We start from the raw sequence: 25,904 nt of genomic DNA on the forward strand, positions 1-25,904 counted from the left end.
GTTGGTTCAGCCGCCGAAACAATAGAATACCTTAGGCATTTCCACACGACACTCGCTATAATAGCGATAGGCCTATTCAGTGTGGAATACAGGAGATGCCTATGCGACTCACGCGGCTATCCAACGCACTTCCCGCCATCGCGCTGCTGGCGCTGGTGGCGATGCTGCCCACAGCCACCAGCCGCAGCGCCAGCGACAGCAGCAGCTACCTGCCGCTCATCCAGACGCCGTCGGTGCCGATCATCGATGGCTGCCCGATCTTCCCCGCCGACAACCCCTGGAACCGCCCGGTTGCCAGCGACCCGGTGGACCCCAACTCCGACGCGTATATCGCCAGCATCATGCAGGATCGCCAGTACCTGCACGCCGACTTCGGCGGCGGGGGCGCGTACGGTATCCCCTACACCACGGTGGGGCCTGACCAGGCGCTGGTGCCGGTCGCGTTCGAGTACGCCGACGAGAGCGACCCTGGCCCCTACCCCATCCCGCCCGATGCGCCGGTGGAGGGCGGCAGCGACCGCCACGTGCTAGTGCTGCAGCGCGAGACATGCAAGCTGTACGAGATGTACGCCGCCACCTATGTCGGCCCCGGCTGGGCAGGCGGATCGGGCGCGGTGTTCGACCTGCGCTCGAACACGCTGCGCCCCGATGGCTGGACATCCGCCGATGCGGCGGGCCTGCCCATCCTGCCCGGCCTGGCGCGCTACGACGAGGTGTCGGCGGGCAGCATCCGCCACGCGCTGCGCTTCACAGTGCAGCGCTCGCAGCGGGCCTACATCCACCCGGCCACGCACTACGCCAGCAGCCTCACCGCCACCGATCTGCCGCCCATGGGCCTGCGGCTGCGGCTCAAGGCCAGCTACGACCTCTCGGGCTTCACCGGCCAGTCGCGCGTGGTGCTGGAGGCCCTGAAGACCTACGGTATGATCGTGGCCGACAACGGTTCGAGCTGGTTTATTAGCGGGGCCTCGGATGCGCGCTGGGATGATGAGGATCTGGACCAGCTGAAGACGGTGCCTGGCAGCGCGTTTGAGGTGGTGAAGGTCGACCGGATCTACCGCCCCTAGTCAAGCACCCGAGTGCGGCGCAGATCGCACCCGCAGCGTTGAGCGCCGCCGCCCCAATGCGTTATAACCTTGGCAGGATCGCTTTGTATGCCGAGGTTGTCTATGTATGCTTCGTTTCGCTCGCCGTGGAGGGTGGTGCTGGGCGCGCTGTTGCTGGGCGCGCTGGCCGACCAGCTGGTGATCGGGCGCTGGCCAGGGCTGGCGGTGCCCCTGTGGGTGCTGCTGGCCCTGGTCGCGCTTTTTGCGCTGGGCCGCGCCGAGCATGTGGCGGCTACGCCCGCGAACACCTGGCTGGGCGCGGCGGCGCTGCTGTTCGCCAGCTTTGTGGCGCTGCGGGCCACGCCCGCGCTGGTGTTTTTGGATGTGGTGGCGGTGCTGGGCCTGCTGGTGCTGCTGGTGGCGTTCTACCGCAGCCACGCGCTGGCACGCCTGCCGCTGCTGGCCGCGCTGGGCCGGGTGTGCCGCACATGCGTGTTTAGCCTCGTCGAGCCGATCCAGCTGGCCCAGCAGGCGCTGGCCTTGGGCCTGCCGCTGCGCGGCGGGCTGCTGCGGCGCATGTTCCCCTTCCTGCGCGGTCTGCTGATCGCCGCGCCGCTGCTGCTGTGCTTCGGCTGGCTGCTCTCGGCTGCCGATGCGACCTTCTCGGCCTACCTTAGCCGGATCTTCACCCTAACCCTGCCACTTCAGTTCGACACGCTGGTGTGGCACAGCTTTGCGGCTGTGGTGCTGGCCTGGGTGTGCGCTGGCGCACTGGCAGTGGCGATCTGCACACCGCCGCTCGCCGTCGCACACCCCCCCGCCGAGGGCGAGACTCAGCGGCTCGACCAGCAGGGCGCGGGCCTACGCTTTTTGGGCTGGGTCGAGTCGATTACGGTGCTGGGGCTGGTGGATGCGCTGTTCGCCGCATTTATGCTGGTGCAGGCGGGCTACCTGTTCGGCGGGCTAGACACGCTGCAGCGCAGCGAGATGACCTATGCCGACTACGCGCGGCGCGGCTTCGCCGAGCTGGTGGTGGTGGCCTGTATGTCGCTGTGGCTGCTATGGGCGAGCTATATGGTCTCGCACCGCGCGCCGGGGCGGCAGCGCATGCTGTTCGACGGGGCATGCGTGGTGATGGTGGTGCTGCTGATCGGCATGCTCTGCTCGGCCTTCCAGCGCATGCTGCTCTACGAGCAGGCCTACGGCTTCACCGAGCTGCGGCTGTACACCCAGTCGTTTATGGTGTGGCTGGGGGCGCTGCTGGTGCTGTTCGTGGTGGCGCTGGTGCGCGAGCAGCCGCGCGCCTTTGTGTGGGGCGGTCTGGCCAGCGCGCTGGTGGTGCTGGCGGTGCTGAACCTGGCCAACCCCGAGCAGCTGATCGTGCGGGCCAACCTGCAGCGCTACCACGATATCGGCAAGCTCGACCACTACTACCTCACCCGCCTCTCCGCCGATGCCTACCCGGCCCTAGTAGATGCGCTGCCCACGCTGCCGAGCGATACCCAGGGCGAGATTATGTGCGAGCTGGCCCTGCATCGCGGGCATCTGGCCGATATGGTGGCCGACGGCTGGCGCGGCTGGAACCTGGCGCGCTCGCGCGGGCTTGCGGCGCTGGAAGCGGTGGTGCCGCCGGGCGAGGCCGCCAGGTGCGGCTGGGAATTGCCCTAGCGCAAGCCATGAACGTGCTTTTTCACCCCTAAGTCCTAGTGCCTCGGGAGATCGGGGGATGGTAGCATGAGTGCGGTTTCCGAGCAACGAGGCACTACCATGAGACAATTCGCTGTGCAGAAGATCGCGATCGTGCTGTTTGCGCTGGTTGGCCTGTTCGATGCGCTCTACCTTTCGATCAACCGCCTAACTGCCTCGCACCTAGCCTGCCCCACCAGCGGCGGCTGCGAGGCGGTGCAGGCTAGCCCCCACGCGGTATTTTTCGGCGTGCCGGTGGCGTTTATCGGCGTGGCGGGCTACGCCGCGCTGCTGCTGCTGGCGCTGCTGAGCCTTGCCAATTTCTCGCGCGGGCCTCTTTCCGCGCGGGCGGTGCTGGCCGTGGTTGCGACGCTGGGGGTGCTCTTTTCGGCCTATCTCGTCTACCTGCAGCTGGCGGTGATCCACGCGATCTGCTTCTGGTGCATGCTCTCGGCCAGTATGGAGCTGGGCATCGCCCTGCTGGCCTGGCTCGATCTGCGCTGGTCGCGCTACGAGCCGCCGCCGCTAGATGAGCTTGCAGTGGGATAGCATAGAGTTCAGCTGCCGAAACGAATTATGTAGCGACAGCCATAAACAGGTGAGCGGCATTGCACCATGCCGCTCACCTGTATGTTTTGCCACTCAGTATGAGGTGCGCATCCCTACCAAAGCTCGCGCATGGCCTGGCCGATCACGCCAATGCCCTCGGCGATCTGCTCGGGGGAGTGATAGCTGAAGGCCAGGCGGATGCTGTCGTCGCCCTGGCCGTTGCAGTAGCAGCGCGAGCCGGTGAGGAACGAGACGCCGCGCTCCTCGCTCAGGTCGAGCAGGCGGGCGGCGCTGACGCCCTGGGGCAGCGTGCACCACAGGAAGAAGCCGCCCTCGGGCCGGTAGAGCTGCACCTCGGCGGGGAACTCGCGCTCGATCGCCGCGAGCATCACCTGGCACTTGTGGCGGTACCGCTCGCGCAGCTGGGCGATGTGGCGGTCGAGCCGACCATCGGCACTGAAGCGCGAGACCACGTGGGTGACGAACGGGCCGTTCTCGCCCTCGACCTTGACCATGGCCAGCCGCTTGATCAGCTCGCTGGGGCCGCTGGCCCAGCCTAGGCGCACGCCCGGGGCCAGGATCTTTGAGTAGGTGCCGACGCGCACCACCCAGCCCTCGGTGTCGATCGAGGCCAGCGTGGTCACCGACGAGCCGTCGAAGGCCAGCTCGCTGTAGGCGTCGTCCTCCACCACCAGCACGCCGTAGGTGGCGGCCAGCGCCACCAGCCGCCTGCGGCGATCGAGCGACATGGTGGTGCCGGTGGGGTTCTGGAAGGTGGGGATGGTGTAGATAAACTTGGGCCGGATGCGCTGGCGGGCCAGCTCGGCCAGCTTCTCCTCAAGCGCGTCGATGTCCATGCCATCGGCATCCACGGGGATGGTTACGATCTTGGCCCCGGCGATCTCGAAGCGGCGGACCGCGCCGAGGAAGCTCGGCCCCTCGATGATCACGGTGTCGCCGGGGGACACCAGCACCTCGGGCAGCAGGCCCAGCAGCTGGCCCGAGCCGTGGCTCACCAGCACCTGCTCGCGGGTGGCGGCGATACCCTGGCGCTGCAGCCGCTCGCTGATCTGCTCGTAGAGCTCGGGGCTGGTGGGGCCGTAGTTCAGCGCGGTGTCGGGCCGCTCGGCCAGCACCTCGGCGGTCACCTCGGCCAGCTCCTGGGTGGGGAAGAGCGTCGGGTCGGCGAGGCCGAAGGCCAGGCTGATCGGGGCGGCGCGGCCCTGCTGGGCGGCCCCATACATCGGCGGGGCAAGGTCGCGGGCGCGAGGCGCGTAGAGATCGCTCAGCTGCTTGGTGGTGTGCTGCGGTGATGCAACCATGGGTGTCTGGCCTCCTTCACACAAAAAGAAGATCGGGCGGCGACGCTGCGCGGCATATGAGCGCCATGCTCCTGGGGTATGCCCGATCATCATAGCACAGCTGGCTGGCGCGGCAGGTTGGGGCCGCATCCTATCTTTGGCGGATCTTTCCCCAGCGCGGCGGCGATTGTTTTGCGCTCGCCCTGATCGCTTGCGTTTTCTCCACTTTTTTGCGATAGCGACAACAACCCTTGACACGCGGCATGATCATACTAATATATCAACATACATTTATACGTTGATAGAAGAGGGCTTCGCTATGACGGCGCAACGGCAGAGCATCGAGCTACGGGCCAAGCTCTATCGCGGGTTTGCCGACCCATCGCGGCTCGCCATCCTCGACGCGCTGCGCGACGGCGCGAAGACGGTGGGCGAGATCGTGCAGGCGACGGGCCTGAGCCAGCCCAACGCATCGACCCACCTCTCCTGCCTGTGGGACTGCGGCCTCGTGACGCGCACCCAGCAGGGCCGCTACGTGCACTACCAGCTGAGCGATGCGCGAGTGGCCGCGCTGCTTGACATGACCGATGAGCTGCTGGCCGATGTGGCGAAGGGTGTGTACGAGTGTACGCGCTATACCGCGCCCTCGGCGCTGAAGGGCGAAGTGATTGCTCTAGAACAGGATGAAAGGCCATGAGCAACCCACCCCATACGCTGGAGCTGGTGGAGCTGCCGATCACGGGGATGGACTGCGCGGAGTGCGCAGGGCATGTGCAGCGGGCGCTGGCCGCCCTGCCAGGGGTTGAGTCGGTGGATGTGCTGCTGTCCACCGAGAAAGCACGGGTGCGCCTTGATTCTGCGCGGGTCGAGATCGCCGCGCTCCGGCGTGCGGTCGAGGGGGCGGGCTACTCGGTACCCGATGCCTTCCAGCCCACGGCGCAGCAGGCGGTGTCGCCCCAGCCTCAGGCGGTATCATTCACGCGGCGTGTACTGGCGCTCTTTGGGGTCGTCTTTGCGCTGGTGCTGTTTGTGGTGGTGGTTGGCGAGGGGCTTGGCCTGTTCGCAGCGATCACCGATCGGGTGCCGCTGCCGATCGGCGCACTGATCGTGCTGGCGGCGGGCTGGCCGATCTTTCGCACTGTGGCGCGCGCTACTCTGCGTGGCCAAGTGATCGCGCATACGCTGATGAGCCTGGGCGCGCTGGCCGCGCTGCTGGTTGGGCAGTGGGCCACCGCAGTGGTGGTGGTATTTTTCATGCGCGTTGGCGAGTACGCCGAGCGCTTCACCACCGAGCAGGCCCGCAAGGCGGTAAAAGACCTCACCGCGCTCGCGCCGCAGACCGCCCGCGTGGAGCGCGATGGCGTCGAGCACGAGGTGCCGATCGCCGATGTGCGCGTGGGTGAAACGGTGGTGGTGCGGCCCGGCGAGCAGATCCCGGTTGATGGCGAGGTGCTGGCAGGCTACGCCACGGTCGATCAGGCGGCGATCACCGGCGAGCCGATGCCGGTCGAGGCTGCGGCGGGGGCCACCGTCTTCGCTGCGACGATCGCAACGGGCGGTAGCCTGCGCGTGCGCGCCACCGCTGTGGGTGTGGATACCACCTTTGGCAAGGTCATCCGCCTGGTGGAGGAGGCCGAGACGCACCGCGCCGATGTGCAGCGCATCGCCGATACGTTTTCGGCCTACTACCTGCCGGTGGTCGCGGGTGTGGCCGCGCTCACCTTCTTCCTCAGCCGCAACCCGCTGGCGACCGCCGCTGTGATGTTGGTGGCGTGCTCGTGCTCGTTTGCGCTCGCCACGCCCATCGCTATGCTGGCCTCGGTCGGGGCTGCGGCAAAGCGCGGCGTGCTGATCAAGGGCGGCAAGTATCTGGAAGTGTTGGCAAAGGCCGATGTGCTGCTGGTCGACAAGACCGGCACGCTCACCATGGGGTGTCCGGCGATCACCGACGTGATCCCGCTCGGCGGCATCTCGCGCGAGCGCCTGCTGGCCCTGGTCGGCGCGGCAGAGCGCGACTCCGAGCACCCCCTAGCGGGCGCGGTGCGCGATGCCACGCAGGGCATGCTGCTCCCTCAGCCAGAAGCCTTCGTGGCGCTGCCCGGCCTAGGGGTGCGCGCCCAGATCGAGGGGAGCCAGATCGCCGTCGGCAATGCGCGCCTGGTGCCGCAGGCGGCGGGATATCCGGCAGCTGCAGAGCTTGAGCAGCAGGGCAAGACGCTGCTGCTGGTGGCCCAGGATGATCAGCTGATCGGCATTCTGGCCGCCGCCGACACGCCGCGCCCCGATCTGGCGGAGTCGCTCGCGCAGGTCCGCCAGCTTGGCATCCGCGAGGTGGTGATGCTGACTGGCGATAATGAGCGCACCGCCGCCGCGATCGCGCACCAGCTGGGCATCGCCTACCGCGCAAACCTGCTGCCCGAGGACAAGATCGCCGCCGTGCGCCAGTATCAGGCCCAGGGCCACACGGTCGTGATGATCGGCGATGGCGTTAATGATGCCCCGGCGCTGGCCCAGGCCAATGTGGGTATCGCGATGGGCGCGGCGGGCAGCACCATCGCGATCGAGGCCGCCCACGTCGCCCTGATGCAGGATAGCTGGCCGCTGGTGCCCGAGGTGCTGCGGATCGCGCGCCGCACGATGCGGGTCGTCAAGCTGAACATCGCCTTCACGTCGATCTATAATCTGGTGGGCCTCTCGCTTGCAGCCTTTGGCCTGCTGCCCCCGATCTGGGCGGCGGCAGCGCAGTCGCTGCCCGACCTAGGCATCCTTGCCAACTCGTCGCGCCTGCTGCGCCAGCGCACCTAGCGGGGTTTTGCGCTCTTGGTGTTGTAGCGGTTAGGCGGGGAGCGGCGCGTGCCGCTTCACCATCGCCAGAAGATCCTCCAGATCAAAGGGCTTGAGCAGAATAGCACAGCGCTTCTCGCGCAGGTGGGCCTCGTTGCGTGTGATCAGGTCGGTCGCCGCCGAGGCCACGATCACGGGTATGTTGCAGGTTGCGGGGTCGAGGCGCAGCTTGTTGAGGAGGCTCCAGCCCTGCTCGGGGTTGTCCAGCGCCACCTCGACGATCACCAGCTGCGGCTGGGCCTGCGCGATTGTGGAAAAAGCATCCGATGTCGTGCGGAGCGGCTGGGTGGCATAGCCCTCTTCACCAAGGAACTCGGCCAGCATCTCCAAAAAGGCGATATCCGAATCGACCATCATGATCAGCGGCGATGTTCCCATGCTTCACCTGTCGCTTGGCCGCATACACGCTACACCCTGTATGCGGCTGGCTACACCAAAGAGGCCGCGCGGCGCGGGTAGCTATTGGGTAGGCACCGGCTGGATCAGCACCCCCAGGCCGGTGGCCCGCCCTGAGGGGCCGCAGATCCGCCCCGCTGTGAGCATGGCCTGGAACGGTGTGCCATGCCATGAGATCATGGGCGTGACCCAGCTATGCGGTGCCTGGCTGGCCTCTGTGTGCCGCATCTCCTCCACAAATGGTCGCCGGATGCCCGACTCGACAAAGTAGGCCAGCGAGCGGCCCACAAGCAGCCGCTCGTCAGCGTCAAACATGGCGCGCGCCGCCGCATTCACCTGGCGGATGCTGCCTTCCAGCGAGGTGACCAGATAGCTGGCCGGGGCCTGCTGGAACAGATCTTGGAAATGCTGGTAGTGGACATCCTGCGTGCCCTGGGTTACATTGACCGCAGCAGAGAGCTGCTGGATATACTGCTCGGCGGCCTGCAGCGCCTCAAGCACATTTGCCAGCTCATCCATGGCCTCCATAAGCTGGGGCTGGCCGAGCGCCCCCTCGGATGCCGAGCGGTAGAGCCGCCTGGCGCGGCTGCGCAGTACCTCAAACTTGGGAGCGAACAGGTCGCCGGTATGGGTGATAGGAGTGGATGCTGCCATCGTGTTTCTCGCTCGCGGCCAATGAGGGCTGAGCCAAGCTGGCGCGAGCAAGCTTCGTGCCTCAGCACCGATTGGCATTCTTGCGCATCTGGCAGGCTTCTTGTTGCCCAGGTGCGCTCGCTGATTGTGGCGCACATTGCGCGGAAGACCATCGAGCGCTTTCGGGCCGCGCTCGCTGGCCACGCGCAGGCCGTGCGCGGGCTGCCTACTGGGGCTGGCTGGTGCAACCTCGACTACAGCCCGATCGTGGGCGAGGATGGTGCGCCGCTGGGGGTGCTGGTCATCCTCACCGAGGGGGTAGCGCCCAACCGCCAGGCAGAATCCAGCAGCCGCCTGCGCGAGGTTGCCGACCTGGTGCCCGACCTGCTGTGGAGCAGCGACCCCGCAGGCAATGCCGACTGGTGCAACCAGCGCTGGGCCGAGTATACCGGCCAGGGCTTTGCGCAGGCCAGCGGCGCGGGCTGGCGGGATGCGATCCACCCGGATGATCGCACGCAGCTGGTGCGCAGCTTCCAGCACGCCCTGGAGAGCCGCCAGCCGCTCCGCCAGGAGCAGCGCATCCGCCGGGTGGATGGGGTATACCGCTGGTTCCTCGTGCAGGCCCAGCCGCTGCTGGGCCAGGATGGCCAGGTGCTGCGCTGGTGTGGGGTGGCCACCGATATCCACGAGCAGCGGGCGGCGCTCGACGCCGCCCAGGCCACCCGCAGCGAGGCCGAGATGGTGCGCTGGGCGCTGGTAGATGCCAACGCCGCACTGGAGCGGCGGATCGCCGAGCGGACTGGCGAACTGGTGCGTGTGAACAGCGCCCTTGAGGCGCTCATCCGCGTCGCGCCGCTGGCGATCATCACCATCGACCCCGAGCTGCACATCCAGCGCTGGAACCCGGCGGCCACCCAGTTGTTCGGCTGGGGCGAGCAGGAGACGGTCGGGCGGCGGCTGCCCGATGTGCCGATCGATGGCCTGTTCGCCAGCCCCGCCGAGCTGTCCGCCATCCTGCAGAGCGGCGTGCCCCGTGAGATGGAGGCCGCGAGCGCTCACAAGCGGGGTGCCCCACTGTCTCTGAGCGTGTGGGCGGCCCCGCTGTACGATACGTTCGGCCAGGTGTCCGCTGTGATGGCGCTGCTGAGCGATATCACGGCGCGCAAGCAGGCCGAGGCCGAGCGTCGGGCGCTGCTGCAGCGGATCATCACCGCGCAGGAGGACGAGCGCCGCCGGATCGCCCGCGAGCTCCACGACTCGCTCGGCCAGTTCCTCAGCGCCCTCAACCTGCGGCTCTCGATCCTGCAGCATCTGGAGGGGATTCCCGCCAGCGCGGTGGCCGATGTGCGCCACCTGCGCGCGATCATCGGGCAGATCGACGACGAGCTTGAGCGGCTGATCCTAGAGCTGCGCCCACCCTCGCTAGATGACCTGGGTCTGGCCGAGGCGCTTCGCCGCTATACCGAGGAGTGGACCCGCACGACCGGCATTCCGGTGGAGATCTACATTGCCGCACTGGAGATCGAGCGCCTGCAGCCGCTCGTCGAGGTCACCACCTATCGAATCATCCAGGAAGCGCTGACCAACGTGTTCCGGCACGCCCGCGCCTCGCAGGTTGGTGTGGTCATCGAGCAGCGCCGCGACGAGCTGCGCGTGGTGATCGAGGACGACGGCGAGGGCTTCGTGCAGACGCGGCCCGTCGACCCGCCGACGGGCCGCCGCCACCTAGGCTTGCTGGGCATGGCCGAGCGCGCCGCGCTGCTGGGCGGCACCGTCACGATCGAAAGCACCCTGGGAAGGGGCAGCGCGGTCTACCTGCGCATCCCCCTGTTGCCATAAGGAGATCGAGCGATGGCAGATCTGCGCGTGATGCTGGTGGATGACCACGCCGTGCTGCGGGCTGGCCTGCAGCTGCTGATCGACGGCCAGCCCGATATGTGCGTGGTGGCCGAGGCCGGGACAATGGCCGACGCGGTCGAGCGGGCCGGGGCGCATGCCCCCGATGTGATCGTGATGGATCTCTCGCTGGCCGAGGGCGATGGAATCGCCGCGACCGCCCAGATCCTCCAGCGCCACCCCGATATCCGCGTGGTGGGCCTGACCCGGCACGCGGACCGGGGCTACCTGCGGCGCATGCTCAGCATGGGCGCGCGCGGCTATGTGCTGAAGCAGACCGCCGCCGAGGCGCTGATCAGCGCCATCCGCACCGTGGCCGCCGGGGGCATGTACCTCGACCCGAGCTTCGCCGCCGCAGCCCAACCGGGTGAGACGCCCGCAGGCGGCAGCCCGCGCCCGCCCGCCCCACCCGACAGCGCGCTCACCGCGCTGGAGCTGGCTGTGCTGCAGGGCGTGGCGCGCAGCCACACCAACCAGGAGATCGCCGAGCAGCTTGGGCTTGCGGCGGCGCTGGTGGCCGATCAGAAGGCCAGCGCCATGCACAAGCTGGGCCTGCATACCCGCATCGATGTGCTGCGCTACGCCACGGCCCAGGGCTGGCCCCGCAGCGGCACCTAGCCGCAGGCGGTACGCGGCTTGCTATAGGTACCACAAGCGCGCGTGCGCTGCGCGCGGCTTGTGGTCCCAGGCATGCCAGGGGCTTGAGAGGCAGTGATAAGGGATGACCTCTAGACCGCACACCTCGCACCACGACATCATCGTGATCGGAGCCTCCGCCGGGGGCGTGGAGGCGCTCACCACCATCGTACAGGGGCTGCCTGCGGATCTGGCGGCATCGCTGTTTGTGGTGCTGCATATACCGCCCGATGCGCCCAGCCTGCTGCCCGCCATCCTGAGCCGCGCTGGCCCGCTGCCATGCCTTCACGCCACCAACAACGAGGAGATCCGCCAGGGCGTGATCTATATCGCTCCGCCCGATCACCATATGCTGCTGGAGCATGGCCGGATCCATGTCGTGCGCGGCCCGCGCGAGAACCGCTCGCGCCCCGCGATCGACCCGCTGTTCCGGTCGGTGGCCCAGACCTACGGCCCGCGCGTGATCGGCGTCATTCTGACCGGCAACCTGGATGATGGCACCGCCGGGCTGTTCGCCGTCAAGCGCGCGGGCGGCATCGCCGTGGTGCACGACCCCGCCGATGCGCTCTACCCCAGCATGCCAACCAGCGCCCTGGAGTATGTCCAGGCCGATCACTGCGTGCCGGTGGGGGATATCGCCGCGCTGCTGACCCAGCTGGTCGCAGCGCCAGCGCCCTCGAAGCGGGCGCTGGCGACCGGTGATCCGTCCCAACAAGAGATTCAGAGCGTAGCTATGGATACAGCAGATGCGCTTAACCCCGATCGCCCAGGTACGCCCTCGGTCTTTTCGTGCCCAGAGTGCGGCGGTGTGCTCTTCGAGCTTCAGGATGGGGCGCTGACCCGCTATCGCTGCCGGGTCGGCCACGCCTTCTCGCCCGAAAGCATGCTGGCCGAGCAGGATCATGCGCTTGAGACGGCGCTGTGGGTGGCGCTCAAAACGCTGGAGGAGCGCGCGGCGCTGGCCACGACCCTGGCCGCACGTGCGAGCGAGCGCGGGTCGGTGCAGTCGCAGCGCCGTTTCGAGGAGATGCTCAAGGAGACGCAGGCCCAGGTGCTGTCCATCCGCCGGGTGCTGCTCGATAGCCACGGCATTATGGGCCACGAGGGCCAGGAGCCGCCACTGTAGCCTCCCATTGGGGGCCGCCAAGGTACCAGGGAAAGAAAATCTTCACCATGAAGGTGTGCAGGCCAAAGGGCCGACAGATGAATGCGGGATCATTCTGATCCCGCATTCTCGTGTGGTCGGTGGCGCGCAGGTCTCGGGGATGTGATAGGGCTTCCTGGCCACGCTTCGATGCGATTGACACCACATGCGCGGCGCGTTATAGTACGGCAAATATCGCCGATTGTGGATGGAGTCATGAGCATACCCGAGCAGCTACCTGGGCAGCCGAGCGATCTGGTGGTGATCGGATCATCGGCTGGCGGTATAGAGGCGCTGTCTATTCTTGTCAGCACGCTCCCCGCCGATTTTCCCGCACCGATCATCATCGCCCAGCACCTCGACCCGCAGCGCCCTAGCAGCCTGGCCTCCATCCTGGAGCGGCGCTCGCCCCTGCCAGTGGTGCAGGTGAGCAGCACCACCCCGCTGCACAGCGGCACGGTTTACGTGGTGCCATCCAACCGCCATATTGTGCTGCGCGATGGCCATATCATCCCCGAGGAAGATCACCGTGGGCGACCGCGCCCCTCGATCGACCTGCTGCTCTCCAGCGCCTCGGCGGTCTATGGCGATCGCCTGATCGCCATCATCCTCACCGGCTCGGGGTCGGATGGGGCGGCGGGCGCGATCGATGTTAAGAACGTCGGCGGCACGATCATCATCCAGAACCCGCAGACGGCCCGCTACCCATCCATGCCGCTGGCCCTGCCGCCCACCGGGGTAGACCACGTGGCCGACATCGAGCGGATTGGCCCGCTGGTCTACGACATCATCAAGGGTATCGCGCTGCCCGAGCCGCAGGAGCGCCTGCACGACTCGCTGCGCGACATCCTGAACTATATTAGCCGCCACACCAACATCGACTTTCGGCAGTACAAGCAGTCCACCATCCTGCGCCGGATCAGCCGCCGCATGGCTGTGACCCACAGCCAGACCCTGCAGGACTACCTGCACTACCTGGAGGCCCACCCCTTCGAGGTGGGCGAGCTGGTGATGGCCTTCCTGATCAAGGTGACCGAGTTCTTCCGCGACCCGGATGCCTTCAGCTACCTGCGCGAGGTGGTGATGCCGCTGCTGATCGAGCATGGTCGCCAGCACGGGCGGGTGCTGCGCTTCTGGTCGGCGGGCTGCGCCACGGGCGAGGAGCCATACTCGCTGGCGCTGCTGATCGCCGACATGCTGGGTGCCGAGCTGCCCGAGTGGAACATCAAGGTCTTCGCCACCGATATCGACGAGGGCGCGATCACCTACGCCCGGCGCGGCATCTACCCGCGCAACGTGCTGGACAATATGCCCGACCACTATCGATCGCGCTACTTCGAGCAGATGGACCTGGGATTCCGGATCGTCAAGCCGCTGCGCCAGATGGTGATCTTCGGCCAGCAGGATCTCAGCCGTGGCGCGCCGTTTCCGCGCATCGATCTGGTGGTCTGCCGCAACGTACTGATCTACTTCAAGCCCGAGCTGCAGCAGCAGGTGCTCGACATTTTCGCCTACTCGCTGCACCATGCCAGCGGCTACCTCTTCCTTGGGAAGGCCGAGACCGCCCGACCGAGCAAGGCCACCTTTGAGCTTGTGGAGAAGCGCTGGAAGGTCTACCGCTGCACCAGCGGGCCGATCCCGGTGCCCTCACGTCAGGGGAGCGCGCCCGGTGCGCTTCCAGCCGCCTACCGCAGCGGGAGCGCCCCAGCCCAGCAGCCAACAGAGCCCCGCTACAACGAGCACGAAAGTCAGATACCAACCATGGATGTTGCTCAACTGCGGCGACTGAATGAGACGCTGCTGCGCTTCCTACCCCTCGGCATTACCTTGATCGACCGCACCTACCGGATCATCACAATCAACGGCCCGGCCCGGCGGCTGCTGGGCATCCGCGATAGCGGGAACGATCAGGATTTCCTCCACACCGCGCGGGGCCTGCCCTACACCCAGGTGCGCACCGGCATTGATCTGGTGTTCCGCGAGCACACCACCACCACCCTGCCCGAGCTTGAGCTTGAGGGCGTGCTCGGCAACCCCCGCTACCTCACGCTGAGCATCACCGCGATCACGCTTGAGCCAAATGGGCCAGAGCTGGCCATGATCAGCGTGAGCGATGTGACCGAGCAGGTGCAGACCCGCCGCAAGCTTGAGGCGGTGCAGATCGAGCAGAAGCAGCTGCTCAGCGAGCTGAATAGCACCAACCAGCGGCTGTCGGAGATGAATAAGGAGCTGCAGGATGCCAACGAGGAGCTGCAGGCCGCCAACGAGGAGATGATGCTCACGCAAGAGGAGCTGCAGGCCACCAACGAGGAGTTTGAGGCCACCAACGAGGAGCTGCAGGCCACCAACGAGGAGCTGGAGACGAATAACGAGGAGCTGCAGGCCACCAACGAGGAGCTAGAGGCCACCAACGACGAGCTGAACGCCCGCAGCAGCGAGCTGCAGGATCTGGCCCGCAAGCTGGAGAGTGAGCGCATCCGCCTGATCGGCATGGTCGAGCTTGCGCCCTTCGCGATCATGGTGCTGCGCGGCCCCGAGCTGGCGGTCGAGACGCTGAACGCCAGCTTCGCGCGGCTGCTGGCTGGGCGCGAGGTGCACGGCTGGCTGCTGGAGGATGTGCTGCATCTGCTGGGGGGCGCAGGCACGCCGCTCATGCAGGCCATCCGCGAGGCCCAGTACCAGGATGCGGCCTATACCACACCAGCATGCCCGTTCACCATTGCGGGCGTGGATGGGGCGCTCGCCGAGCGGCACATCGCCTTCACGGTTCTGCCTATCCACGATGGCGATGGCCACTCCGACGGCGTGATGGTCTATGCCGAGGATGTGCCTGTTCGTTAGCGGGCGGGCTGGGGCGTGAGCCTTGCACCCCAGCCCATCCGGCCCGCCCTCATGCCAGCCAGCCCTGCTGCGCGGCGTAGCGCACCAGCGCCACGCGGCTGGTGAAGCCTAGCTTCTCCATCGCACGGGCCTTGTAGGTCTCCACAGTCTTCACGCTCAGGCCCAGCTGCGCGGCAATCTCCTTGTTGCTGTAGCCCTGGGCGATCAGCTGCACCACATCGGTCTCGCGCTCGCTCAACGTGCTCACCGCCACGCCCCCTGTGGTCAGGTGCTGATCCACGAAGCTCTCGATCACGGTGCCTGTCAGCAGCGGGTCGAGGTAGACGCTGCCCGCCGCCACTATCCGCACCGCCTGGATGAGCGTCTCCGCCGCGCTGCGCTTGAGCACGTAGCCGGAGGCCCCGGCCTCCAGCAGGCGGCGCAGGTAGCTCACATCCTCGTGGACGCTCAGCGCCACCACCTTGATGGCGGGGCGCTCCTGCTTGAGCAGGGCGGTGGCCTCGGCACCGCTCAGCTCGGGCATGGAGAGGTCCATAATCACCACATCCGCATCCGACTGCAGCGCTCGTTCCACCGCCTGCCGCCCATGTGCGGCCTCGCCGATCACCTCCATATCTGGCTGGGCGATCACCAGTCGCTTTAGGCCCTCGCGAACGACCTCATGGTCATCCGCAAGAAAAATGCGCAGCTTGTTTATCGTTGTCATTTCCAGCATCCTATTCTGGCCCTGATGGTATGCTCTCAAGTGGCACCTGCACAAAGATCGTAGTGCCGCTGCCAGACGTAGACTCAATCGTTAGGGTGCCGCCGATCTGGGCGACCCGCTCGCTCATCCCCAGCAGGCCAAGCCGCCCGGTCTTCTTGGGGTTTTCTAGGATGGCATCGGCATCAAAGCCGATGCCATTGTCCTCAATGATCACCAGCAGCTGGCCGTCGCCCCGCAGCTCGATCAGCAGGCCCACATGGGTGGCCCCGGCGTAGCGCATCACATTGGTCAGCGCCTCCTGCACCACCCGGAAGATTGTAACCTCCATATCGGCGGGCAGGCGGGCCTTGCCAAGGTCGCTGTGCAGATCCACGGCGATCCCCGAGCGGCTGCCCCAGCGCTCGATGTAGTTGGTGAGCGTAGCCACCAGCCCCAGGTCGTCCAGCGCAGGCGGGCGAAGGTCCAGCGCCATCTGGTGCACCTCCTGGCTCAGATCGTCGCAGAGCATAAGCAGCTGCTCGATCTGGCCGAGCGTCGCACCCCGCCCATAGGACCGATCCTTGAGCGCCTGCAGCCCCAGCATCAGCGCGGTGATCTCCTGGCCCAGCTGGTCGTGCAGCTCGTGCGAGAGCCGCTTGCGCTCTTGCTCCTGGGCGCTCACCACGCCGCGCAGCAGCTCGCGGCGCACCTGCTCCAGATGCTCTCGTGCCCGGGCCTCGGCCTGGAGCGAGCGGTTCGCTGCGTCCAGCGCCGCCGTGCGCACGGCCACCCGCTGCTCAAGCTCTTGGCTCGACCGCTGCCGCAGCAACTCGGCCTGCTTGCGCTCGGTGATGTCGCGCTGGTAGATCGTCATGCCGCCATCATCCATCGGGTAGACTCGCACATCCACCCAGGTGTCCGTGGATGGGTAGCGCCCCTCGAACACGATCATGTTCCGATCCTGCATCACCTGCTGGACTGAGGCGAGGTAGGGGGCCAGCTCGGTCCGGGCCAGCACCACCCGGATGTCCTGGCCCAGCATATCGCTGCGGTCGATGCCCAGCAGGCGCTCGGCGGCCTGGTTGACATAGCGGCAGCGCCAGCCCTTGTCGATGCTAGCGTACGCGTCGCTGATGCTCTCCAAGATCGATGCGAGCGTGCTGCGCTCCTGCGCCAGCGCCTGCTGGTGCTGCCTGCGCTCAGAGATGTCGATGTAGGACAGCACCACACCGCTGGCTTGCGGCCCTTGGCCGTGGTAGGGCTGGACCCGCACCAAGTACCAGTAGCCCTGATCATCCGCGACCTCGCGCTCAATCCCCTGTCCGCTGTCGATCACGCTCTGCAGATCGCCGAGCAGCTGGGGGTAGTCTAGCCGGTGCTCCACCTGCACGATCGGCTGCGGCGTACTGGCCTCATCCAGCTGGAACACGCTGCGCACGCTCGGCGTCGCACCGATCACCTGCAGACGGGCGTTGAGGAACAGCGTGCCGATATTGCTGGCGAAGAGCAGATTCTGCAGATCGGTGTTGATCTGGGTGAGATCATCAACCCGGTACTGCAGCTCGCTGTTATAGGTGATCAGCTCCTCGTTGAAGGCCTGGTACTCTTCCTGCACTGCCGTCAGGGTCGCGATTGTCGCGCGCATATCCGCATAGGTCAGCTCGGGCACCGTGCGGATATGTGGCGGCGCTGCGCCACCTACCGCCGCCTCGCTTTCCGCGCGCTGAGCGCCGCCGCCCGCAAGCGGGTGGGCATGCGCGCTGGCCGATACCGCGCATGCGGTGTAGATCCGAAGCCCGTGCTCCTGGCCGCGTAGCGCAAACAGCGGCGAGGAGGCGGTATCGAGCGCGCAGTTCTCAATCGCCAGCAGCCCCTGGCCCTGCAGCGCAAAGTGGAATGCGGCCAGCAGGCGCTCGTACGAATCCTGCGCCTCAAGCCCCGGAGCATCCAGCACGACGATCATATCGAGGCGCGGAAACGGCGGGTCGCTCAGCGGATTGTGGCGTGAGAACACCAGTGTGTCTCGTATAGAGGGGCTGATCCGATAGCGCTGGCCCGACAGTGTGAAGAAAGCATCCGGGTGATCGGGCGCGATCTGGCTGGCGGAGGACTGCGAGTACATCCCCTGGCGGGCGGTCGCGATCGCCTCCTGGCTGGTGTCGGTGGCGAAGATCTGAAGCGATAGCCGGGTGTGTCCCTGCGCCAGCAGCTCGTGGAGCTGGATCGCCACGGTATAGGCAGGCTCGCCGGTGCCGCAGCCAACCACCCACACCCGCACCCGCGCATCGTCGTATTTCTGCGCGATCAGCGGGCGGGCATACCGTACCAGCGGTGCCAGGGCGGCTGCGTCACGAGTGCGTTCAGAACGGTGGTTATTTCCCATAGCACCTGCCCATGTTCGCAGCGTCTACCCCTCACGCGTGTCTGCCCGCAAGAAGCGTGCCGGAATCAGACGTTAGATAAGCCAGAGCGCATGAAGATGGCCAAGGTCACGCTGGCTGCCGGCCTAGTCTTCGGCCAGCATGGCCCGAGCCACCGCCTCGGGCTGCTCCTGCTGGGGCAGGTGCCCTGCGCCGGGGATGATCTCCAGCCGTGCGTTTGGCAGCAGCGCCGCCATCTCGCTGCCGCGCTCCAGCGACTGGATGCGGTCGTGCTCGCCCCACAGCAGCAGGGTGGGCACAGCGAGTTTGGTCAGCCGTGTGCGGAAGCTATCGGCGCGCAGGCTGCGGTCGATGGCCAGCCAGCGCACGGTGGAGAGGAAGGCGCGGCGCTGCGGCGCGCTCCACACCCTAGCCCACACGCGCTGGCGCAGAAATGACTGGTCGTCGTTGGGTAGCGCGTCAAAGCTGGCGTAGTAGGGGCGCAGCCCGGCGGCGGCCACATCCTGCGAGCGGCGGTTGCGCACATACATCAGCTCGCCCACCCCCGGCACCAGGTAGAGCAGCGTCTTCACGGCGGTCTTGCCGCCGCCCACGGGCAGCGCGCCGCCGATCAGCACCAGCCGCTCCACGCGCCCCGGCTGCCAGAGCGCCAGCCGCTGGGCCACGCCCGCGCCTAGCGAGCTGCCCGCCACCGTGGCCCGCGCCACGCCCAGCGCGTCGAGCAGGCCGCCCATGGCCCTGGCGAAGTAGCCCAGCGTGTGGGCGCGGCGCGTGTGGGCGCTCCTGCCGAAGCCGGGCAGGTCGGGCGCGATCACGCGGTAGCGCGCCGCCAGCGCGGGGATGAGGCCGCGCCATGTGTCGGCCTCGTCGCCCAGGCCGTGGATGAGCAGCAGCGCGGGCTTGTGGGCCTCGCCGCTGTCGTAGAGGAAGATGCGGGTGCCGTCGGCCAGCGCGCGCTCGCTGGCCAGCGGGGCGAGCTGGGGCGGGATGTCCATGGTCATGGGTGCTCCTATGTGCTGGTGTTTTGTATTGGTACACTTCTAATGCACGAGTAGTATAGCTTATGGCTGTGGTGGGCGGGGCGATCTGCCTCGTGGGCCTGGGCGTGATGAGCATGCGCTGGTAGCGGTACGTGAACGAGAGAAAGCAGTGTGGCTAGACAATAGTCATGCCGTCTGTTTTTTGTTGCCCAACTATTACATTTTTAAATAATTGATATAAAGTGTAACTTTTGAAAAAGGCTATAACAAAGCCTAACTATAAACAAAACAAATAGTATATGTAAACTTAAGCCGCAAAAGTGACAACCTAACTTTATTCTATAGTATAATGTAGCCATTCAAATGAAACACCTATAGATTAATAAAATATTTCTTGTTAGTATTTCTGCTAGTTTATGTTTTCTTAAAAATTTAAGGAAATATGATATGGTGTTGTGTGGGTGTAATGAAACATCTTGCACTTGCATACATTATATAGACGAGCACCCGTATAATTCATAGGAGGAACATGTGAGCATTCGTAGCACAGTAGGTAAAATTCTTGTAGGCGCTTCTCTCGCTGTCGTTGCTGTTGGTACAACCTTTGCAAATCCTCCCTCAGGTGGAGGTGGCGGTACAGGGATAGATTTTTATCCCCTTCGTGTAGAGGCCATTGGGAAAACCACTATCACTGGTAGCCAGCCTTATACCGTAATATCAACTGTGCAACTCAAATCCAATCTTGGTTATAGCTGTTCGGATACCAAGTCCGCAGAAAAGATGTCTAAGGGAGAAGTGAAGGCAGCATGCCACTTTGATCTCGAGCCATCTGCATCAAAATTAACAGCGAATACACATCATACATGGAAGTATGCTGACAGTCAGAATGTTTGGCATGTATGGGAGGCAACATCTCAAGCTAAACGATGATCTAGACTGTAGCTTCATACGAATATACTAGAAGTATATTCGTATGAAGCTTATTTTATCAAAGAAAGATACATGAAATCCTATATCCATAAGATTTTCTTGAATCCATACTACATCGGGTATATTGCTGCGCTCCTCGTACTTCTCGGTTTCGTGTCAGATCGTGGTAGCATCGAGTTTCTGCGCTGGGAGATCACCCTAGCATGTATCCCGATAAGCATACTCTTCTTAGCACTTTTGCGGGAAACACAGAGCGACGGCAGGTTGAGTAGCAGAAGCCTGTTCCAGATAACAGCTCTGTGCATTTTCCTTCTGATTGCGGTTGTTGCAGTATGCTGGGCGTCGTGCATCCCTTTTTCTGAAGGGAAAATGGGTGGTGTTCTGATTGTGGATGACCCCCGGAAAGGGGGCGAACTAGCAGCGTGGCCACTAAATCTGCTGGCGGTGGCAGCGCTATCATATGTGTTTGTGATCTCACTAACAGCGCCTTTGGTTTTTTTGAGAAAATGGCTGTCTTTCGCCATTGGAGTGCTCTTCTCGCTATTGCCATTGTTGGGTCAAGCGAGGATTGTCTACCATGTCATACCCATTGGCTCGATTGATTATACCCTCTTTCATGCCTTGCTGACCTGCTTTCCGCTGAATATAGCAATGATCCGCACCTCGCAGTTTACCCTCTGGGCCTTGATGCTTGACGTATTGAGCATGTTTTTGTTTGTTTACATCATGCCTCAAGTGGTCTGGCGTAAAGGCGGTGATCGTGTTGTTTTTATCGGCTTAGGTGCGGTATCGTTGATTATGTTTTTGCTTATGCAGAACCTTCTGGCATCTACCGCCATCCAGCTTCATAATACGTTTATTGGTGCGATGCCATGAAAAAATCTACGCTGCTCTCTGCCACGCTGCTTGTGGTCTTTGCGGCCTTCCTGCTCTATGGCTATGCGCACCCTCCCGCCTTGCCAGAGCCGCTCCAAAGCGTCACAACCGCTCCCAATGCGACGGCCATCACGTTTGCAACATCCAACATCAGCACCATGCAGCCGCTGGCCGACGCATTCATGCGCCAAAACCCCGACATCAGCATCCATCTGACCGATCTGTCGATCAGCGCCCCGGCCTCATCGGAAGATGCTGCGCAGTACACCCAGACGCTGCGGGCGGCGATCTACAAGAGCGATGTCATCCAGGCCGATGAGGTGCCGCGCTCGCTGCTGCGCGAGGGTGTGTTGCTTGATTTGAATCCGTTGATGCAGGCCGACGCCACATTTGACCCCAACGATATCTTCCCGCGCGCCATCCAAACGGTTGAAGGCAGGGTGTACACGATGCCCTCCACGCTCTGGGTGTGGTTTCTGGCCTATGATCGCGATGCCATCCGCAACGCGGGCATTGCCGAGCCGCTCGCGCTTGACTCGTGGGATGATCTGGCCCGTGTCGCGGGGCAGCTTGCGCGGCGCAATGGCGCGGCGATCACGCGCTATGGCATGCTCGATCTGGGCGGCAATCACACGCTTGCGGGAGCGCTGGCGCAGAACCCGCTCGACTCGGCGGCGGCGATAGAGCCAGATGTCGAGCGCTGGCAGCGCCTGATTGCTACCGGCGCGATTCTTCCCTTTGATACCACCAGCCAAACCTGGATGTCGGACTATCAGCAGATGATGGCGGCGCGGAAGGCGGCGATGTGGGATGCCATGATGCTGCCCGTGGACCCAAGCGAGCGGCCCGACATCCCCATTGGCCTCGCCGCGATGCCGTGGGTGGCGGATGGCGACATGGTGCGGGGCGGGCTGGGCATCAGCGCGGGCACGCAGCACCCGCAGGCGGCGTGGCGCTGGGTGTCGTTCCTCACCCGCCAGGATCTGCGCTTCGACCAGACCGATCTCCAGTTCGCCCCGGTCCGCCGCTCGGTGGCCGACCAGCAGGGCTACTGGGGCATGGGCGACGCCATATGGCAGCAGGCCATGCGCGCCGCGCTTGAGCAGCGCCAGCCTGCGAATGATGAGCGCGTGATGTTGCGCAACACCTTTGCCCTACAGGTGGCGCGCGCCATCCTCGCCCAGCACCAGCCAGTGGGCCAGGCGGTGGCCGATGCGCTGGAGGCTTACCAGCGCGACAGGCTAGCCATGGAGCAGCGCCCGGCGGCGACCGCGCGGCCTTTTCAGGTGGATGCGCCGCCCGTGGCAGCCGCTGGCGCGACGCCTATCACCTTCGCGGTGCCGCCGATGCGCATGGCTGCGCTGGCGCGGCTCGCCGACGTGTTCAACCGCGAGCACCCCGAGAGCTTTATCACGCTGGTGAATGCCGACCAGGGCGCGGCGAGCGACTGCGCGCTGGGCGAGCCGGGTCTGCCGTTCACCCGCACGCTCGATCTTCAGCCGCTGCTGGATGTGGACGCCGCGACCCAGGCCGATATCCCACCGGCGCTGCTGGCGCTCTCCCGCCAGAGTGGCGAGCTGCCCACGCTGCCGCTGGCGCTGTGGCTGCGCGCGCTGCGCTACCAGGCCGATCTGGCCCAGGCGCGCTCGGTCGAGATCCCGTCGGGCGTGTGGGGCATGGGTGATTTCGCGCGGGCGGTCGATGCGCTGGGAGGGCAGGAAGGGGCGAGCTACGCCTTTGTGGTGCGCCCTGGCGACGCGAGCTACTGGGTGCGGCAGTTTGGCGGCGCGGGCGCGGCGCTGCGGCTCAACAGCCCCGAGGCGCTGGCCGCCATGCAGGCCCTGCGCGATCTAGCGCGGGCCTCGGCGCGCGACCTGCCGCCCATGGGCACGCCGGAATACGCCAGCGCGGCGCGCTCGGCCTCGTCGGCGCTGTGGTTTGATGCGCCGACGGGCGACTCGATCTACAGCAGCCTGGGCGGCACCCTATCGTGGCTGGCGCTGGCCCCGCCGCCCGGCGACCCCGCGCGCCTGAGCGCCGACGATATCGAGATCAGCGTGGTGCTGGCGATCAGCGCCCAGAGCGACCACGGCGAGGCGTGCTGGCCCTGGCTGCGCTACCTGGGCGCGCAGCCCGTGGCCATCCCGCCCGAGCGCTTCCCCGCGCGCCGCTCGCTGGCCACGGGCGCGGACTGGGCGGCCACGGCGGCGGCGGGCAGCGCCCAGGTGTACGCCGCCTACGCCCCGCTGCTGGCCCAGCAGCACCCCGCCGCCACCCCGCAGGTGGCGCGCTCGGCGGTCGATCGGCTGCTGCTGGGCGCGCTCGACGCCTCGCTGCACGGCGATAATCTGGCCCAGGCGCTTGATGATGCGCAGAAGCGCTACGAGCAGGTGCTGGCCTGCCTCGCCCGTAGCCCCGATGATTGGGCGTGCTCGCCCGAGTGATGGTGCGGCGCAAAAATGGCGGCGCGGCAGAAATATGCCGCGCCGCCATTTTTATCTACCGATCTGCGGTTTCCTACAGCCCCGCCCAGCCCGCCGCGAGCGCGCCCGCCGTGGCCAGCGCGCCCGCCGCCAGCGCCCGCCAGTCGGCGCGGGCCAGGCGCAGCACGCGCCGCTTGGTTCTGCCGCGCCCGCCTCGGTAGCAGCGCGCATCCATGGCGGTGGCCACCACCTCGGCGCGGGCCATGGCCCCCACGAACAGCGGCACCAGGATGCCGCCCAAGGCCCGCGCGCGGCCCAGCAGCCCGCCGGTGTCGATGCCCTGGCCGCGCGCGGCCTGCGCCTTCACCAGCCGCTCGACCTCGCCCACCAGCAGCGGCACGAACTTCAGCGCGATCACCAGCGTCATCACCAGCTCGTTCACAGGGATGCGCAGGCGGGCCAGCGGGGCCAGCATCACCTCTAGCCCGTCGGCCAGATCCATCAGCGTGGTGGTCAGCATCAGCGTGGTGACGAGGGTGTACAGCAGCACTACGCGCAGGAGCGTGATTATGCCCAGCCGCAGCCCTTCCCACGTGACCGCCAGCCAGCCCCAGCGCCAGAGCACCTGCGCGCCCTCGGTGGGGTAGAACAGCACCTGGAAGCAGAACAGCACCAGCATGGTGCCCACCAGCAGCCGCAGCCCGCGCAGCATGTAGCCCACGGGGATGTGGGCCACCCCGATGGCGATAGCCAGCGCCACCACGACCACGCCCGCCGACACAAAGCTGCCGCTGGCCAGCAGCGCCAGCATCAGCCCGGCGGTGCACAGCAGCTTGGTGCGCGGGTCCAGCCGGTGGATGGCCGAGCGGGTGTCGATGTACTGGCCAAAGGTGACGTTGCGCGAGAACTCTATCGCCATCACAGCACCTCCATGATCGCGCGCTCAAGCTCGTCGAGGTCGAGCACGTCGGTGGAGAGCGCGGGGAACACCGCCCGCAGCTCCAGGGCGATGCTGGCCGCCTCGTCTAGCTCCACGCCGTGGGCCAGCAGCTCGTCGGCGCGGCGCAGCAGGGCGCGGGGCGCTCCCTCCATCACCACGCGGCCCTCGGCCATCACCAGCACGCGGTCGGCGCGGCTGGCCAGCGCGTCAAAGCTGTGGCCCACCACCACCACGGCCATGCGGTCGTCGCCGCGCAGCCCGCCCACCAGCGCGGCCAGCTCGTCGCGGCCCTGCGGGTCCAGCCCCGCCGTCGGCTCATCCAGCACCAGCGCCTGCGGCTCGGCGGCCAGCGCCCCCGCGATCGCAACCCGGCGCTTCTGCCCGCCGCTCAGGGCGTGCACGTAGCGCAGCCGGAAGGCCTCGTAGTCCAGCCCGGCCTGCTCCATGGCCCGCTGCACCAGGGCGCGCGACTGCGCGGGCGGCAGCTTCTTCTGGCGCGGCGCGTACGAGATGTCCATGCCCACGATCTCCTCCAGCAGCTGGGTCTCGGGCTGCTGGAACACCACGGCCACGGCCCGCCGCAGCCGCTCGCGGTCGAACCCGGGTGCGGCCACATCCTGGCCCTGGTAGAATACGTGCCCCGGCCCCGGCGTGCGCAGCGCGTTGAAAAACTCCACCAGTGTGCTCTTGCCCGCCTGGGTGCCGCCCAGGATAGCCACGGTCTCGCCCGGCGCAATCGCGCAGGAAGCCCCACGCAGCGCGGGCCGCTCCAGCGGGGTTCCGGCCATGTACGAGAAGTGTAGGTCACGCACCTCGATCAGCGGCGCGCTGGCCTGTGGGGATGTGCGCTCGTTGGGGTTGATAGGCGCGGGTGGGGTGGCAGCGGGCTTGGCCAGCGGGGCCATGTGCGCACGCAGCTCGGCGGGCGTCAGCACCACCTCGGGCAGGGCTACGCCGCGCCGCCGCAGCCGCTCGGCCAGGGCAGCTGCCATGGGCACCGCCAGCCCCAGCGCGGCCAGCCGCCCGCGCTGGGCGAACACCTCGCGCGGGGTTCCCTGCATGGCCACCTGCCCCTGGTGCAGCACCACCACGCGGTCGAATGTGATGATCTCGGGCATGAAGTGGGTGATGTGGATGACCGCCACGCCCAGCCGCTCGCGCAGCCCGTGGGCCAGCCCGATCAGGTCGCGGGCCTGCTGCTGCGGGATCATAGTGGTCGGCTCATCCAGAATGAGGTAGCGCGGCTCCATGGCCAGCACGCCCGCGATCGCCACGCGCTGCTTCTCGCCGCCCGAGAGCTGGCTGATCTGCATGTCGGCGAGCTGCTCCAGCCCCAGCGCGGCCAGCGCGCCCTGCACCCGCCGCTCGATCTCGGCGGGCGGCAGCCCCAGGTTCTCCGGCCCGAAGGCCACGTCGTCCACCACGGTGTTGGCGATCAGCTGGTCGTCGGGGCGCTGGAAGACCATGCCCACTCGCCTGCGCACCTCCCAGGCGTGCTGCGGCGCGAGCTCCACCCCATCCACGGTGATGCGCCCCGCCGTAGGCAGCGCCAGCGCGCACAGCATGCGGGCCAGGGTGCTTTTCCCGCTGCCGTTGGCCCCGATCACCGCCACCAGCTCGCCAGGGGCGATGGCGAGGTCGAGCGGGCGCACGGCGTGGATGGCGTCGCGTTGGCCTGCGTTGTAGCTAAACGCGGCCTGTTCTAGCTTGATCATAT

Annotated in this window: 20 protein-coding genes; 12 read left to right on the top strand and 8 right to left on the bottom strand. The window is 66.2% G+C overall.

The window, feature by feature from the left end:
• The first annotated feature begins 101 nt into the window (after positions 1-101).
• The 3 genes from F8S13_00150 to F8S13_00160 all read left to right on the top strand — a co-directional run bounded on the left by F8S13_00150 (position 102) and on the right by F8S13_00160 (position 3,281).
• On the top strand, positions 102-1,067 hold the full coding sequence (locus F8S13_00150) for a hypothetical protein (GenBank protein KAB8145539.1): 966 nt from the start codon (positions 102-104) through the stop codon (positions 1,065-1,067).
• Between the two features lie 102 nt (positions 1,068-1,169).
• Positions 1,170-2,714, top strand: a complete 1,545-nt coding sequence (locus F8S13_00155; GenBank protein KAB8145540.1) for a DUF4173 domain-containing protein — start codon at positions 1,170-1,172, stop codon at positions 2,712-2,714.
• 66 nt (positions 2,715-2,780) lie between these two features.
• Positions 2,781-3,281 carry a vitamin K epoxide reductase family protein gene (locus F8S13_00160; GenBank protein ID KAB8145541.1) on the top strand — a complete coding sequence of 167 codons (501 nt, stop codon included), beginning with the start codon at positions 2,781-2,783 and terminating at the stop codon, positions 3,279-3,281.
• Positions 3,282-3,394: 113 nt separating this feature from the next.
• Here F8S13_00160 and F8S13_00165 read toward each other — a convergent pair whose 3' ends face one another.
• The gene (locus F8S13_00165; protein KAB8145542.1) at positions 3,395-4,603 is read right to left on the bottom strand and encodes a PLP-dependent aminotransferase family protein; all 1,209 of its coding nucleotides are present in this window, start codon (positions 4,601-4,603) and stop codon (positions 3,395-3,397) included.
• A 298-nt stretch (positions 4,604-4,901) separates the two neighbouring features.
• On the opposite strand from F8S13_00165, the gene F8S13_00170 reads away from it, so the two are divergent.
• On the top strand, positions 4,902-5,279 hold the full coding sequence (locus F8S13_00170) for a winged helix-turn-helix transcriptional regulator (GenBank protein KAB8145543.1): 378 nt from the start codon (positions 4,902-4,904) through the stop codon (positions 5,277-5,279).
• A 17-nt stretch (positions 5,280-5,296) separates the two neighbouring features.
• On the top strand, positions 5,297-7,387 hold the full coding sequence (gene cadA, locus F8S13_00175; GenBank protein ID KAB8146061.1) for a cadmium-translocating P-type ATPase: 2,091 nt from the start codon (positions 5,297-5,299) through the stop codon (positions 7,385-7,387).
• A 30-nt stretch (positions 7,388-7,417) separates the two neighbouring features.
• Here the strand turns inward: cadA and F8S13_00180 are convergent, their stop codons facing one another.
• The gene (locus F8S13_00180) at positions 7,418-7,804 is read right to left on the bottom strand and encodes a response regulator transcription factor (protein ID KAB8145544.1); all 387 of its coding nucleotides are present in this window, start codon (positions 7,802-7,804) and stop codon (positions 7,418-7,420) included.
• Between the two features lie 81 nt (positions 7,805-7,885).
• Positions 7,886-8,554 (bottom strand): PAS domain-containing protein, encoded by a 669-nt coding sequence (locus F8S13_00185; GenBank protein ID KAB8146062.1) that lies wholly within the window; start codon positions 8,552-8,554, stop codon positions 7,886-7,888.
• On the opposite strand from F8S13_00185, the gene F8S13_00190 reads away from it, so the two are divergent.
• The 4 genes from F8S13_00190 to F8S13_00205 all read left to right on the top strand — a co-directional run bounded on the left by F8S13_00190 (position 8,222) and on the right by F8S13_00205 (position 14,972).
• On the top strand, positions 8,222-10,294 hold the full coding sequence (locus F8S13_00190; GenBank protein ID KAB8145545.1) for a PAS domain S-box protein: 2,073 nt from the start codon (positions 8,222-8,224) through the stop codon (positions 10,292-10,294). The two genes, F8S13_00185 and F8S13_00190, sit on opposite strands and share 333 nt — an antisense overlap.
• 12 nt (positions 10,295-10,306) lie before the next feature.
• Complete coding sequence (locus F8S13_00195) at positions 10,307-10,969, top strand: response regulator transcription factor (GenBank protein ID KAB8145546.1); 663 nt, start codon at positions 10,307-10,309, stop codon at positions 10,967-10,969.
• A gap of 103 nt (positions 10,970-11,072) precedes the next feature.
• Positions 11,073-12,113, top strand: coding sequence for a chemotaxis protein CheB (locus F8S13_00200; protein KAB8145547.1), 1,041 nt, complete (start codon positions 11,073-11,075; stop codon positions 12,111-12,113).
• Between the two features lie 81 nt (positions 12,114-12,194).
• Entirely contained in the window at positions 12,195-14,972 is a 2,778-nt protein-coding gene (locus tag F8S13_00205; GenBank protein ID KAB8145548.1) for a PAS domain-containing protein, read from the top strand.
• A 49-nt stretch (positions 14,973-15,021) separates the two neighbouring features.
• On the opposite strand, the gene F8S13_00210 is transcribed toward F8S13_00205, so the two are convergent.
• The 3 genes from F8S13_00210 to F8S13_00220 all read right to left on the bottom strand — a co-directional run bounded on the left by F8S13_00210 (position 15,022) and on the right by F8S13_00220 (position 19,039).
• A complete protein-coding gene (locus F8S13_00210) occupies positions 15,022-15,669 on the bottom strand; it encodes a response regulator transcription factor (protein KAB8146063.1) in 648 nt (215 codons plus the stop codon).
• A 19-nt stretch (positions 15,670-15,688) separates the two neighbouring features.
• Positions 15,689-18,040, bottom strand: coding sequence for a PAS domain S-box protein (locus F8S13_00215; protein ID KAB8145549.1), 2,352 nt, complete (start codon positions 18,038-18,040; stop codon positions 15,689-15,691).
• Positions 18,041-18,163: 123 nt separating this feature from the next.
• Entirely contained in the window at positions 18,164-19,039 is an 876-nt protein-coding gene (locus F8S13_00220) for an alpha/beta fold hydrolase (GenBank protein KAB8145550.1), read from the bottom strand.
• Positions 19,040-19,549: 510 nt separating this feature from the next.
• On the opposite strand from F8S13_00220, the gene F8S13_00225 reads away from it, so the two are divergent.
• The 3 genes from F8S13_00225 to F8S13_00235 all read left to right on the top strand — a co-directional run bounded on the left by F8S13_00225 (position 19,550) and on the right by F8S13_00235 (position 23,268).
• A complete protein-coding gene (locus F8S13_00225; GenBank protein KAB8145551.1) occupies positions 19,550-19,948 on the top strand; it encodes a hypothetical protein in 399 nt (132 codons plus the stop codon).
• Positions 19,949-20,020: 72 nt separating this feature from the next.
• Positions 20,021-20,824, top strand: a complete 804-nt coding sequence (locus F8S13_00230) for a hypothetical protein (protein KAB8145552.1) — start codon at positions 20,021-20,023, stop codon at positions 20,822-20,824.
• Positions 20,821-23,268 (top strand): extracellular solute-binding protein, encoded by a 2,448-nt coding sequence (locus F8S13_00235; protein KAB8145553.1) that lies wholly within the window; start codon positions 20,821-20,823, stop codon positions 23,266-23,268. Before F8S13_00230 ends, F8S13_00235 begins: the two co-directional genes overlap by 4 nt.
• A 73-nt stretch (positions 23,269-23,341) precedes the next feature.
• Here the strand turns inward: F8S13_00235 and F8S13_00240 are convergent, their stop codons facing one another.
• Both F8S13_00240 and F8S13_00245 read right to left on the bottom strand, forming a co-directional pair.
• Positions 23,342-24,166 carry an energy-coupling factor transporter transmembrane protein EcfT gene (locus F8S13_00240; protein ID KAB8145554.1) on the bottom strand — a complete coding sequence of 275 codons (825 nt, stop codon included), beginning with the start codon at positions 24,164-24,166 and terminating at the stop codon, positions 23,342-23,344.
• Positions 24,166-25,902, bottom strand: coding sequence for an ATP-binding cassette domain-containing protein (locus F8S13_00245; protein KAB8145555.1), 1,737 nt, complete (start codon positions 25,900-25,902; stop codon positions 24,166-24,168). The genes F8S13_00240 and F8S13_00245 overlap by 1 nt, the downstream gene beginning before the upstream one ends.
• Positions 25,903-25,904: the final 2 nt, after the last annotated feature.

It is taken from the genome of Chloroflexia bacterium SDU3-3, from assembly GCA_009268125.1.
Lineage (GTDB): Bacteria > Chloroflexota > Chloroflexia > Chloroflexales > Roseiflexaceae > SDU3-3.

Bases quoted from the DNA above. Each gene is read 5' to 3' on its own strand.
- F8S13_00195 (KAB8145546.1), top strand. From the start codon at position 10,307: ATGGCAGATCTGCGCGTGATGCTGGTGGATGACCACGCCGTGCTGCGG.
- F8S13_00170 (KAB8145543.1), top strand. From the start codon at position 4,902: ATGACGGCGCAACGGCAGAGCATCGAGCTACGGGCCAAGCTCTATCGC.
- F8S13_00235 (KAB8145553.1), top strand. From the start codon at position 20,821: ATGAAAAAATCTACGCTGCTCTCTGCCACGCTGCTTGTGGTCTTTGCG.
- F8S13_00155 (KAB8145540.1), top strand. From the start codon at position 1,170: ATGTATGCTTCGTTTCGCTCGCCGTGGAGGGTGGTGCTGGGCGCGCTG.
- F8S13_00230 (KAB8145552.1), top strand. From the start codon at position 20,021: ATGAAATCCTATATCCATAAGATTTTCTTGAATCCATACTACATCGGG.
- F8S13_00200 (KAB8145547.1), top strand. From the start codon at position 11,073: ATGACCTCTAGACCGCACACCTCGCACCACGACATCATCGTGATCGGA.
- F8S13_00205 (KAB8145548.1), top strand. From the start codon at position 12,195: ATGCGGGATCATTCTGATCCCGCATTCTCGTGTGGTCGGTGGCGCGCA.
- F8S13_00150 (KAB8145539.1), top strand. From the start codon at position 102: ATGCGACTCACGCGGCTATCCAACGCACTTCCCGCCATCGCGCTGCTG.
- F8S13_00220 (KAB8145550.1), bottom strand. From the start codon at position 19,039: ATGACCATGGACATCCCGCCCCAGCTCGCCCCGCTGGCCAGCGAGCGC.
- F8S13_00185 (KAB8146062.1), bottom strand. From the start codon at position 8,554: ATGCCAATCGGTGCTGAGGCACGAAGCTTGCTCGCGCCAGCTTGGCTC.
- F8S13_00160 (KAB8145541.1), top strand. From the start codon at position 2,781: ATGAGTGCGGTTTCCGAGCAACGAGGCACTACCATGAGACAATTCGCT.
- F8S13_00245 (KAB8145555.1), bottom strand. From the start codon at position 25,902: ATGATCAAGCTAGAACAGGCCGCGTTTAGCTACAACGCAGGCCAACGC.
- F8S13_00165 (KAB8145542.1), bottom strand. From the start codon at position 4,603: ATGGTTGCATCACCGCAGCACACCACCAAGCAGCTGAGCGATCTCTAC.
- F8S13_00215 (KAB8145549.1), bottom strand. From the start codon at position 18,040: ATGGGAAATAACCACCGTTCTGAACGCACTCGTGACGCAGCCGCCCTG.
- F8S13_00240 (KAB8145554.1), bottom strand. From the start codon at position 24,166: ATGGCGATAGAGTTCTCGCGCAACGTCACCTTTGGCCAGTACATCGAC.
- F8S13_00180 (KAB8145544.1), bottom strand. From the start codon at position 7,804: ATGGGAACATCGCCGCTGATCATGATGGTCGATTCGGATATCGCCTTT.